The 12,955-nt window shown below is 59.6% G+C and carries 8 protein-coding genes; 1 reads left to right on the forward strand and 7 read right to left on the reverse strand.

Annotated elements, in window-relative coordinates; all coding sequences use genetic code 11:
- The first annotated feature begins 31 nt into the window (after positions 1–31).
- Positions 32–4,747: a dermonecrotic toxin domain-containing protein gene (locus KGB25_RS21110; RefSeq protein ID WP_223436535.1), complete on the forward strand. Its 4,716-nt coding sequence runs from the start codon at positions 32–34 to the stop codon at positions 4,745–4,747.
- A 1-nt stretch (position 4,748) separates the two neighbouring features.
- On the opposite strand, the gene argR is transcribed toward KGB25_RS21110, so the two are convergent.
- The 7 genes from argR to acs form a co-directional block, all read right to left on the reverse strand.
- Positions 4,749–5,729 (reverse strand): transcriptional regulator ArgR, encoded by a 981-nt coding sequence (gene argR / locus KGB25_RS21115; RefSeq protein WP_008033121.1) that lies wholly within the window; start codon positions 5,727–5,729, stop codon positions 4,749–4,751.
- A 246-nt stretch (positions 5,730–5,975) separates the two neighbouring features.
- Complete coding sequence (locus KGB25_RS21120) at positions 5,976–6,740, reverse strand: ABC transporter ATP-binding protein (RefSeq protein ID WP_008034888.1); 765 nt, start codon at positions 6,738–6,740, stop codon at positions 5,976–5,978.
- Between the two features lie 27 nt (positions 6,741–6,767).
- On the reverse strand, positions 6,768–7,880 hold the full coding sequence (locus tag KGB25_RS21125; protein ID WP_192227962.1) for a M14 family metallopeptidase: 1,113 nt from the start codon (positions 7,878–7,880) through the stop codon (positions 6,768–6,770).
- A gap of 1 nt (position 7,881) precedes the next feature.
- Entirely contained in the window at positions 7,882–8,580 is a 699-nt protein-coding gene (locus KGB25_RS21130; protein ID WP_223413662.1) for an ABC transporter permease, read from the reverse strand.
- Positions 8,577–9,266, reverse strand: a complete 690-nt coding sequence (locus KGB25_RS21135; protein WP_223436537.1) for an ABC transporter permease — start codon at positions 9,264–9,266, stop codon at positions 8,577–8,579. The genes KGB25_RS21130 and KGB25_RS21135 overlap by 4 nt, the downstream gene beginning before the upstream one ends.
- Positions 9,267–9,356: 90 nt before the next feature.
- Positions 9,357–10,130, reverse strand: coding sequence for an ABC transporter substrate-binding protein (locus tag KGB25_RS21140; protein WP_008034882.1), 774 nt, complete (start codon positions 10,128–10,130; stop codon positions 9,357–9,359).
- A 680-nt stretch (positions 10,131–10,810) separates the two neighbouring features.
- Positions 10,811–12,766: an acetate--CoA ligase gene (gene acs / locus KGB25_RS21145; RefSeq protein WP_008034880.1), complete on the reverse strand. Its 1,956-nt coding sequence runs from the start codon at positions 12,764–12,766 to the stop codon at positions 10,811–10,813.
- Positions 12,767–12,955: the final 189 nt, after the last annotated feature.

The raw sequence follows: 12,955 nt of genomic DNA on the forward strand, positions 1-12,955 counted from the left end.
GGTTCCATCCAAACGCTAACGGACTAGCGCCATGATTCAGCATGACCCCGAGCTTACGGCTCAGCCAGACGCACATTTCCAGCATGCGTTCCACAATCTGCCCGACTGGCTATTAACAGCATCGCCCGCTACGCGCACTGCACTGAAAAGCGCGCGGCTGGACCTCCCTGAATGGCACGCCCGGGCAACCCGCCAGCAGCACCAATCATTGAAAGCGGCCAGCACGCACTATCTGGCCCAGCGTAACCACCTGGAATCCATGCTGGATAAACTGCAGAACGCCCGGGACTTTGCCGAACCGCTTCTGCGTGACGCGTTGAAAACCCGATACGGCCTGGAACTGGACGTCAAGACGACCTTCCTGCGCCTGTACATCCCGCAGACCGTTCCGTGGTTCCCGATCAAGACCGGTGCCGCGCGCACCTGGACGGTCTCGCTGCTCGACGCCGCCCTGCACAACTTTCAGGATTCGGAAACCGAAGCGCAGGCTTACGAATCTGCTTCGACGTTCATCACCGAACCCTCGTCCACCGGGCAATTCGATACATTGCCGGCGATCAAGCGCCAACTCTCCATTCAGCACTTCACCCGGTTGTGCAGGGAGCTGGATATCGGCGGTCGATACGAGGCCCACCTCAAGGAAAACCTGGGGTTCACCAACCCGGTAGCCGCTGCCGTGTTGAAGTCGAGCGTGATCAAGACGCACAAGGCCGCCCTGCTATCAGCCCTGCATCTGGCCCAGGTCCGTGGCGACCTGCCGCTGGATGCAGGGCAATCGATTCTCGACATGATCGAGGGCCGCGAAAACGTGGGGCTGGACAACTGGCGACTGCACTGTCACGACCTGAGCCTGATGTCTTCATTGCTGACCGGCATTGTCATTTTCGCGCCGCGACTTGAACTCACTTCCCAACGCTCGCGAATCATCGCCTACATCCCCGACGACCCGGAACACCCGCTCAAACAATACCCCGACACCCTGGCATTCATGACCGAGCTGACCCGCAAACTGCGCTCGCCTGCTTACCAGGCGTTCTTCAGCCGGTTCATCGATCATCAGGAACGAGGCCACTTTTTCGCCGACCTCAACAGTCGCCTCCGTACAGTGACCTGGCATGAACACCTTCGCGGTGATCCGCTGCCGAGCTGGCGCGACACCCCCATCGACGAGCCCAACCTGCAGTTCTCGGTGAGCCCGATCAGAAACGATCTGTGGACTCACCTCTACCAGCAGCAATTGAACAAACTGCTCAATGACGCACGCACCCTTGCGGTTTCTACCGCCAGTGCCGACCGCGCGGCGCGATGGGCGGCGTGGGACGCCTTCAGCAATGTCGCCAAAAAGATCCTTGAAGTGGCGTCGTTCGTGGCCCTGCCCTTTGTTCCGTTTCTGGGCGAATTGATGCTCGCCTACATGGCCTACCAAGTGCTCGACGACACGTTCGAAGGCATCATCGACTGGGCCGAAGGCCTGAAAACCGAAGCGTTCGGACACTTGATGACGATCGCCGAAACGGTGGTTGAACTCGGGACGTTCGCGGTGGGCGGCGTCATGGCGGCCGGTGCGTTCAATGGCCTTATGTCTCGCGAGGCGGTGACGCTGATTTCCCCGCTCAAACCCATCAAGACAGCCACAGGCAAAACCCGATACTGGAAACCGGATCTCGCGCCTTACGAACAGTCCGTTAATCTGCCGGACGCTGCCAGCCCCGACCCTCTCGGTTTGTATCAGCATGAGGGCAAAACGCTGGTGCGCATTGAAGGCAAGGTCTACTCGGTAAAACCGGACAGCAAGACTGGCCGCTTTCAGATCCAACACCCGCGCCGGGCCGACGCCTATCAGCCGGCTCTGCGACACAACAACCACGGTGCCTGGCAAACCATGCTGGAGCGACCGCTGACGTGGGACCGGGAAACCGTGCTGCGCCGCCTCGGCCAAAGTGTCGAGTCGTTCAATACTGCCGAGCGCGAGCAACTCCTTCAGATCAGCGGTTTTCACGACAACGTGTTGCGCGAGATCCATGTCGAGAATCAGCGCCCGCCTTCGCTGCTGACCGACACGATCAAGCGCTTCAAGATCGACCGCGACATTCAGGCACTGGTCGAGCAGACCGGCAGTGACCATCCCGACCGCTATCAGGCGCTGAACCAGCGCAGATCGCTGTTCCAGTCTCGCTACCGTGAACTTGAAAAAACCGATGATCGCCACGTTCTGCTACTGCAAGGCGAAGTACAGGGACTGCCCACGGACATCGCACAAGAACTGGTGAGCAACGCAAGCGGCACCGAACTGAAGCAAATGCACAGCGGCCGCTTGCCCCAGCGCCTCAAGGATGTAGCGCTGAAAGCCATGGACGCGGTGCGTGTCGCCAGAGCCTATGAGGGGTTTTATCTGGAGGGCATGGAAACGTCGGACACCCATCGCCTGGCCCTGCATAGCCTTGAATCACTGCCCGGCTGGCCTGCCCGCCTACTCATCGAAGTCAGAGAGTTTTCCCCTGAGGGGACATTGCGCGACAGCATTGGCCAGCCCGACGCACCGCTCCTCAAGACATTGGTGCACACCGAGGACGACACGTATCGGGTCCATGAAAACACGGCTCTGCCGGGCGACTTTTATCAGGCCATCCTGCAGGCACTGCCCGACGCTGAGCGCAGATCACTGGGTCTTTCTACCGAGGATGGCCAGCTACTCAAACAACGCATTGCCGAGCATGCGCAGAACAAACCCGCATTGCGCACGCTGCTGGTGAAGCATCCCAACCGAAAACCCTTCTATGACCCGGCGACCATGCGCCTGCCCGGCGGATCGGAGGGGTACAACCGAACAGGTCGCCCCACCCCAACACTGAATGACAGGGTTCGCGAGGTCTATCCAGGCCTGCCCCAGGATGAACTCAGCGTCGTCGTTGCCCGCTTGCAACGCCACCCCGATGGCGCTCGCGTGGAGCTTTCGCGCCTGAGCAATGAACTCGAACGGCTGCATGAAGACCTGGATACCTGGATAAAGGAAGCCCCCACCGTCCACCCCGAAACCAGACAACCATTGAGCGAGCTGGAGCAACAGGCCCAGCAGCACAACCGCCGGTTGCTGGCTCAGGAGATCCAGCAGAGCTGGCGTCGGCAAACGCCACGGGATCTCGAATCGCCGGAGCACAGTGACCGCTATGTGCTGCGGTTCGCCGAGCCGATTCTGGGTGAGCTGCCGGTGCTGACGGCCGACTTCAGTCACGTATCACTGGTCGCCCTCGAAGGCAGTCACGCGGAGCAAGGTGTTCACGGTTTCCTGCAAAATTTCAGCGACCTTCGTCGCCTCGACTTGCGGCGCTTCTCCCTGACCACCCTGCCCGACGCCATCCCACGGATGACCAACCTCGACACATTGGTGCTGAACGAATGCGCGATCAGGATTGATGCAGACGCGTGGTCGAAGCTGTCCTCATTGAACAAACTGGTGATGCTGGACCTGTTCCGTAATCCGATTGATGTGGTACCCGATGTCGGCGCATTTACCGAGCTCGTGCACTTGGACCTGAGCGCAACCGGGCTGACTGAAATCCCCGTCAGCGCTATCACGCACCCCAGACTCGATACGCTCATGCTGATCAATAACCGGATCACCGAGCTGCCCGAAGGGGTGTTCGACAGCGTGGTCTACGACAAGCGCGGCGTACACCTGTCGGACAACCCGCTCGTCGACAGCGCTCGGCAACTCGTCAAGCTGCACTACCTCGAAACCTCATACGATCTGGGCGTCTATGCCCCCGAGGCGGATATCGAACGAGCCAGGGCGCTCTACCCGAACATGGAAGTCGAGCAGGCCAGCGACTTCGTCTACGAACTGCCCGGCACACTGGAAGAGGGCCGAGAGGCGCTGACCCAACTGGAGGCAGAACTGGCTCAATTGAGCAACGATCTGACGACATGGACAGCCGATCTGCCGCCGCACCACCCGCTAACGGGCGAACCCTTCAGTGACATGCAACAGTTTGTCGAACACGCCAATCGCGATGAATTCAAAGAGGCACTGCAACGTTGCTGGCAGCATGACGCAGACCTGGATGATTTCACTGAGTCGCTTGAGCCGTCGTATGAACTCTCCATCCGCCCGGTCATCACCGGGGAACTGCCGACCCTCAGCGCTGACTTTAGCCATGTCTCGGCGCTGGAGCTGCACAGTGTCGATGGCGTGACGCGCATCGGGCGTTTTCTGGAATCCTTCCCGAACCTGAGAAGCCTGAGGCTGCGCGACTGCGACCTCGGTGACATTCCCGATGCAGTGTTCAAGATGGGGCAACTCAGGTCACTGTCGATTCCCAACTGCCGCGTCGGCCTGTCCGTGCAGTCGGTCGGCGCATTGGCGGGAATGGAACAGCTCGAATACCTCGATCTGGGCCTCAACCCCTTGGGGCTGACACCGGACCTGAGTCAGATGCCGGACCTGGCGACCATTCTGCTCAACGACACCGGCATCACTGAGATACCCGATGGCCTGCTACAACTGGCGGAACTGGACTGGGCAGACTTGAGCGGCAATGCAATCACCAACGTACCCAGCGACCTGTTGGAGTTGCCCGTGGAAGTGGCCGAGAACATTACGCTGAGGGGCAATCCGTTTACGGAGGAAAGCCTGTTGCGGCTGATCAGTTACTTCGAACGCACACGTGCCGACTTTGGCGTGGAAGAGGTGATCAATCGAGGTGAAATGAACGTATCCACCTCTGAGGGTTCCGAGATCGACGAATAGATCAGCCGCGCTCGGACGGCACCGACGACAACTCGAACGGACTGCTGCTGCGCCGCTGGTTGCGATCTTCCCGCGGCGTGGCGCCGAAGAAGTTGCGGTAGGCGCTGGAGAAATGTGGCCCCGAGGAGAAGCCGCACGACAGGCCGATCTGGATGATCGACTTGCTGGTTTGCATCAACATCTGCCGGGCCTTGTTCAGGCGCAGTTCCAGGTAGTACTGGCTCGGCACGCGGTTGAGGTATTGCTTGAAGATCCGCTCCAACTGCCGACGGGACACGCACACGTGCTGGGCGATTTCGTCGGTGGTCAGCGGCTCTTCGATGTTGGCTTCCATCAGCAACACCGCCTGGGTGAGCTTCGGATGGCTGGAACCGAGGCGGTTCTGCAGCGGAATGCGTTGGCGCTCGCCGCCTTCGCGGATGCGCTCGACCACCAGTTCTTCGGATACGGCGCCAGCGAGTTCGGCGCCGTGATCACGGGCCAGCACCGCCAGCAACAGGTCGAGTACCGACAGGCCACCGCACGCCGTCAGGCGATCGCGATCCCAGTCGAACAGATGACTGGTGGCGATGACTTTCGGGAAACGTTCGGCGAAATCGTCCTGCCAGCGCCAGTGTACGGCGGCGCGATAACCGTCGAGCAAACCGAGTTGCGCCAACGGATAAACACCGGCGGACAAACCACCGATCACGCAACCGGCACGCACCAGTTGTTTCAACGCACTGCTGAGCGCCGGTGCCAATGTGGTCGGCGGCTCATCGGCGAGCAGGAACAGTTTCTGCAGGTTTTCGAGCTTGCCGGCCCAGGGTTCACCCGGCAATTGCCAGGCGCCTTCGGTCGACGGTTCGGCCTGCAGGAACGACAGTTCGTAGACCACGTCCGGATGCACACGCTGGGCAACACGCAAGGCCTCCTCAGCCAGCGCAAGCGTCAGTGCTTTAGTGCTGGGCCAAATCAGGAAACCAATTCGATGGGCAGTCATGGCGGGCAATCCGAAACGAAACAGTGATGAAGGCATGGGCCAATGCTAGCCCGTAAATGAACGCAAATCTCAAAACCTGTAGGAGCCGCGGTGCGACGATTCGGCTTGCCGGCGATGGCGGTATGCCTGTGCCAGATATGCAAACTGGCTCACCGCTATCGCCGGCAAGCCGGCTCCTACAAGGGATCGGGGGCGGCCGTTAATTTGCGAAGCATGCACTATCCCGGTGCACAACGGCAGTCTTGATTATTTCAGGCTGCCCGAGAGGAATTGTTGCAGACGTTCGGACTGTGGATTGACCAGTACCTCACGCGGGTTGCCGCTTTCTTCGACGACACCTTTGTGCAGGAACACCAGCTGGTTCGACACTTCACGGGCGAAGCCCATTTCGTGGGTCACCACCACCATGGTCCGGCCTTCCTGGGCCAGGGCCTGCATCACCTTCAGCACGTCGCCGACCAGTTCCGGGTCGAGGGCCGAGGTCGGTTCGTCGAACAGCATCACCTCAGGTTCCATCGCCAGCGCACGGGCAATCGCCACGCGCTGCTGCTCGCCACCGGACATGTGGCCAGGGTAAGCGTCTTTACGATGCGCCACGCCGACCTTGTTCAGGTAGTGCTCGGCTTTCTCGCGGGCTTCGGCCTTGGACATGCCGAGCACGTGGACCGGCGCTTCCATGATGTTTTCCATCGCGGTCATGTGCGACCACAGGTTGAAATGCTGGAACACCATCGACAGACGCGAACGCATGCGTTGCAGCTGTTTCGGGTCAGCGGCTTTCAGCGCGCCGTCCTTGTTGGCAACCAGTTTCAGCTCTTCGTTGTTGAGCAGGATCTTGCCCGCGTGCGGCTGCTCCAGCAGGTTGATGCAGCGCAGGAAGGTACTTTTGCCGGAGCCACTGGAGCCGATGATGCTGATCACATCGCCAGCCGCCGCTTTCAGGGACACGCCCTTGAGCACTTCGTGACTGCCATAGCGTTTATGCAGGTCTTGGACTTCAAGTTTGTACATGCGGTCGGTTCTCACAAAAACAGTCAGTCAGTCGTTGAGCAAGCGCCCGTGACGCAGCGCTTCGCGCCCCGCCACCTTGGCCAGCCAGAAACCGGGTTGGGCATAACGCAGCCGTTCAATGGCAAACAGCACCCCGGACGTACCAGCACACACCGTGCTGACCCGATCCGATAACGGATCGATCACTTCAAAAATCTCGTCGCCGGCTTCGATCCACTCACCGGGTTTACGCAGAAAACTGATCACGCCCGGATGCGGCGCGAACAGCAATTCGGTGCCTTCGAACGGCATGCCTTCACACGCGTCCTGCGCAGGTTTCGGCCATTCGCCACTGATCAAGCCTTGCTCGGCGAGGAACGCGAGAATGCCTTCAGCGTAAGCCTCGGCGTCAGCGCGAGCGGTATCGGCCTGCCCCCCTAATTCAATAGTAGTCGCCAGGCACGCCAGTGGAATCTGCGCATCCGGGAACTGACGGGACAGACGCAACCATGGCAGCGAGCAGGCTTCGTCGAAGGAACTGCCGCCGGAATCTTCCGCCAGCAGGCCCACTTTCACATTCAGGTGCGCGGCGAGCGAACGCCACTGCGGCCAGTGTTGCGGCAACGCGTACATGTGCAGCGCGGCTTCGGCATCGCAGTGCAAATCGAGCACCACATCGGCAGTGCAGGCATGGCTGAGCAACACGCGCTGCATGCCTTGCAACTGGCTGCTCGCCTCCGGCAATGCCGCCAGGTGATCGCTCATGGCCTGACGGATCAAGCGGATGTTGGCGTGCGGATCGTCACCCAGATGGCCTTCGAGTTGGGCGGCCACTGGCGCGCTCAGCTCGACGAAATCGCGGTTGAAGTTCTTGCCGCTGCCCGCTTCGAAACGCCCTTGATGACTGCCTTGCAACAGCTGACCGAGGCCCAGCGGGTTGGCTACCGGCACCAGTTCGACCACACCGTTAAGCAAGCCTTGGGCTTCGAGTTCGGTCAGGCGCTTTTTCAGCTCCCAGGCCGTGCGCATGCCCGGCAATTCATCGGCGTGGAGGCTGGCCTGGATGTAGGCCTTGCGCTCGCCGCTACCGAAGCGGAACACCGAAATCTGGCGTTCGCTGCCCAGGTGGCTCCACGGCAATGGATGATCGATGCGTTCCATATCAGTGCTTCCGCGGGGCCAGGTAGCCCAGCCAGCGGCGCTCGGCCAGTTTGAACAGTTTCACCAGAATGAAGGTCAGGCACAGGTAGAACACACCCGCCGTGATGTACGCTTCGAACGGCAAGTAGAACTGAGCGTTTACCGTGCGTGCGGCACCGGTGATGTCGATCAGGGTCACGATGGACGCCAGACTGGTGGTCTGCAGCATCATGATCACTTCGTTGCTGTACTGCGGCAGCGCCCGGCGCAGGGCCGATGGCAACAGAATCCGCTTGTACATCTTGAAGCGCGACATGCCCATGGCCTTGGCTGCTTCGATCTCACCGTTCGGCGTAGCGCGCAGGCTGCCGGCGATGATTTCTGCGGTGTAGGCGCTGGTGTTGATCGCGAAAGCCAGGCACGCACAGAACGTCGCGCTGGACAGCCACGGCCACAGGAAGCTTTCCCGCACCGCCTGGAATTGCGCCAGACCGTAGTAGATCAAAAACAGCTGCACCAGCATCGGCGTGCCGCGGATCACGTAGGTATAGAGCCAGGCAGTCATGTTGACGACTGCGTTCTTCGAAACGCGCATCAAGCCCAGGGGCAAGGCGCACAGCAAACCGAAGAACAATGACAGTGCGAGCAATTTGAGGGTGGTCACCAGGCCGCCGAGGTACAGCGGCAGGGCCTCCCAAATGACGTTGTAGTCGAAGATCATAGATCAGCCGCCCTTACGCCTACCGAGTAGCGCTTCTCAAGGTGACGCAATGCCAGCAACGAGACACTGGTGATCACCAGGTACATCGCGGCCACTGCGAGGAAGAAGGTGAAAGGCTCGCGGGTGGCATCTGCCGCCTGCTTGGCCTTGAACATCATGTCTTGCAGACCCACCACCGAAATCAGCGCGGTGGCCTTGGTCAGTACCAGCCAGTTGTTGGTAAAGCCCGGAATCGCCAGGCGAATCATCTGCGGCACCAACACCCGGAAGAACACCTGAAAGCTGCTCATGCCGTACGCCACACCGGCTTCGGCCTGACCCTTCGGAATCGCCATGAAGGCGCCACGGAAGGTTTCCGACAGGTACGCACCGAAGATGAAACCCAGGGTGCCGATACCGGCGGCCAACGGGTTCAGGTCGATGTAATCGTCATAGCCGAGCATCGGTGCGACGCGGTTGAGCAGGTCCTGACCGCCGTAGAAAATCAGCAGGATCAGCACCAGATCGGGAATCCCGCGGATCACCGTGGAATACAGATCGCCCAGCCAGGCCAGCCAACGCACCGGCGACAGACGCAGCGCAACGCCGATCAGCCCCAGGACGATGGCCAGGGCCATGGACGACAAGGCGAGCTGAAGCGTCAGCCATGCGCCATCGAGGATGACAGCCCCGTAGCCTTTCAACATGATTCAGATCCTCGAAAGTTGGGATGAAAAAATGGCGCAAACCTCAGAGATCCTGCTGCTTGCGCCATTCGGACTTGTCGCCGGGACGTGTTACTTGCCGTAGATATCGAAGTCGAAGTACTTGTCCTGGATCTGCTTGTACTTGCCGTTCTCGCGAATGGCAGTGATAGCGGTGTTGACCTTGTCTTTCAGCGCATCACCCTTGCGAACAGCAATACCTACGCCGTCGCCGAAGTATTTGACGTCGGTGAAGGCCGGGCCCACGAAAGCAAAACCTTTGCCGGCGTCGGTTTTCAGGAAACCGTCATTCAGCAGCGTAGCGTCTGCCACGGTGCCGTCGAGGCGACCGGCAGCGACGTCGAGGTAAATTTCGTTCTGCGAACCGTACGGCTTGACCTCGGCACCCAGCGGAGCTAGGACTTCGCGGGCGAAACGCTCGTGGATCGAACCACGCTGCACGCCGATGTTCTTGCCCTTCAGCTCGGTCAGGCCTTCGCTGACTTGAGTGCCGGCCTTCATGACCAGGCGAGCCGGGGTGTTGTAGTACTTGTTGGTGAAGTCCACGGACTTCTTGCGGTCTTCAGTGATCGACATCGACGACAGGATGGCGTCGATCTTGCGCACTTTGAGTGCCGGGATCAGACCGTCGAACTCTTGCTCGACCCAGACGCACTTGACCTTCATCTCTTCGCACAGTGCGTTGCCGATGTCGTAGTCGAAACCAACGATGCTGCCGTCCGGTGCTTTGGAAGCAAACGGAGGGTAAGCCGCTTCGATGCCAATTTTCAGAGGCTTTTCATCGGCGAAGGTTGGCAGGGACAGCACGGACAGTGCCAGGGCGCCAAGCAGCACGAGTTTCTTCATCTTGGGACTCCATCGGTAAAGGGCTAAAACGGCAGAGTGAGCAACAGCCCATTATGCGAATGAGTAAAACCGGAAAGCGGTTGCTGCGTCCTGGGAAACCGGCGTTGTTTTCAACGCGAGCAACGACGAGCGAGTGATCGGCATTCTAACGACAGGCCCGAAGCCGATATTTCTTCAATGCGACAACAAATTACAGAAGCACCGAGAAAGCCGTTTAGGCACGTTGACAGCCTTGCAATTTCATGCAAGAGCAAAAGACAGTTAACCGATCTATATTGCAAATTGCGGGCCTATTATTCGCAAAGCCTTCTAATCCGGCAAGCGCAGCGTGGGTTCTTATTTTTTTGCGGGGCTCAAATGCACGGATGCGGACTTATGGCGTTTCGCAATGCCCCGTATCGGCGCGGGCGGTTACACATTCAGTTACTTGAAGGGTGGCGGGTAACAGTGGGAAATGGACTACAGGGGAAGCCGATAATTATTGGCTGGTGTTTATTCGGTGCCTGATAGATTGCCTTCGCGGGCAAGCCTCGCTCCTACAGGATTCAGGTACACCTCCCCCCCTGTAGGAGCGAGGCTTGCCCGCGAAGAGGCCCGAGCCACCAACACAAAACCCTCAGACATAAAAAAGCCCCACCAGACTCAACACCTGGCAGGGCTTCGATAACGCCAAACGCTACTTACGCAACATTCATCGTCTTGTGCGTATCAATCAAATGCTGCACCACACCCGGATCGGCCAGGGTCGAAATATCCCCCAACCCATCATATTCAGCGGTCGCAATCTTGCGCAGAATCCGGCGCATGATCTTGCCCGAACGCGTCTTCGGCAGCCCCGGCGCCCACTGGATTACATCCGGCGAAGCAATCGGGCCGATCTCTTTACGCACCCAGTTCTTCAGTTCCAGACGCAATTGCTCGCTCGTCTCTTCGCCAGCGATCAACGTGACGTAGACATAAATGCCCTGCCCCTTGATGTCGTGCGGCACACCGACCACGGCGGCTTCAGCGACTTTCGGGTGCGCAACCATCGCGCTCTCGATCTCGGCGGTGCCCATACGGTGGCCGGACACGTTGAGCACGTCGTCCACACGGCCGGTGATCCAGTAGTAACCGTCCTCGTCACGACGCGCACCGTCACCGGTGAAGTACATGCCGCGGAAAGTCTTGAAGTAGGTGTCGACGAAACGGTCATGGTCGCCATACAGCGTGCGCGCCTGGCCTGGCCACGAATCGAGAATCACCAGGTTACCCTCGGCGACGCCTTCGATGATGTTGCCCAGGTTATCCACCAGCGCCGGCACCACGCCGAAGAACGGACGGGCCGCCGAACCTGGCTTCAGTGCATGAGCGCCTGGCAACGGGCTCATCATGTTGCCGCCGGTTTCGGTCTGCCACCAGGTATCGACGATCGGGCAACGGGATTGACCGACGTTTTTGTAGTACCAGTCCCACGCTTCCGGGTTGATCGGCTCACCGACCGAACCCAGCAGACGCAAGCTGCTGCCGTCAGCACCTTCAACAGCGGCCTTGCCCGACGCCATCATCGCGCGGATCGCGGTCGGCGCGGTGTAGAGGATGTTGACCTTGTGCTTGTCGACGATCTTCGCCACCCGAGTGATGTCCGGGTAGTTCGGCACGCCTTCGAACAGCAGCGTGGTCGCGCCGTTGGCCAGCGGGCCGTAGACAATGTAGCTGTGGCCGGTGACCCAGCCGACGTCGGCGGTGCACCAGTAGATTTCGCCCGGACGGTAGTCGAACACGCGCTCGTGGGTCATGGCCGCATACAGCAAGTAGCCGCCGGTGGTGTGCTGCACGCCCTTCGGCTTGCCGGTCGAACCGGAGGTGTAAAGGATGAACAGCGCTTCTTCGGCGCCCATTTCTTTCGGCGCGCAGACACTGCCCGCCACTTTCATCAGGTCTTCAAACCAGATGTCGCGATGCTGGTTCCACTTGATGTCGCCACCGGTGCGCTTGCACACGATGACTTTCTGAATGCTGCTGGTTTCCGGGTTGGTCAGCGCGTCATCGACGTTGGACTTGAGCGGGATTTTTTTGCCGGCACGAATGCCTTCGTCCGCAGTGATCACCACTTTCGAGCGGCAGTCGATGATGCGACCGGCCAGGGCTTCCGGCGAGAAACCACCGAACACCACCGAATGAATCGCGCCGATCCGGGTGCAGGCCAGCATGGCGACCACGGCTTCGGGGATCATCGGCATATAGATAGTCACCACGTCGCCGCGGTGCACATCCTGGCCGCGCAAGGCGTTGGCGAACTTGCAGACTTGTTCGTGCAGCTCGCGGTAGGTGATGTTGCGGCTTTCGGAAGGGTCATCCCCTTCCCAAATGATCGCGACTTGATCGCCGCGCTCGGCCAGATGACGGTCGAGGCAGTTGTAGGAAACGTTCAGGGTGCCATCGGCGAACCATTTGATGTCGACATGGTGATCGTCGAAGGACGTCTGCTTCACCGTGGTGAAAGGCTTGATCCAGTCGAGGCGCTTGGCTTGCTCGCGCCAGAAACCGTCAGGGTTGACGACCGACTGCTGGTACATGGCTTTGTAGGTTGCCTCGTCGGTCAGCGTGTTGGCCGCTACCTCGGGACGAACGGGATACAGAGAAGCCGCACTCATCTTTCTTACCTCGGTGGAATAGTTGTTTTTGTATGGCCCTGTTGTAGCCCGGGCCGGGCCTATAGAACCATTCGACGATGGTAGTAACAAGCCCCTACAAATTATCGTGATAAGCCCCCACAGATGTACGCAACCCCTGTAGGAGCGAGGCTTGCCCGCGAAGAACGATAACGCGGTCAACCTGAAAAC

The organism is Pseudomonas sp. BF-RE-21 (assembly GCF_019947305.1).
Classification (GTDB): Bacteria; Pseudomonadota; Gammaproteobacteria; order Pseudomonadales; family Pseudomonadaceae; genus Aquipseudomonas; species Aquipseudomonas migulae.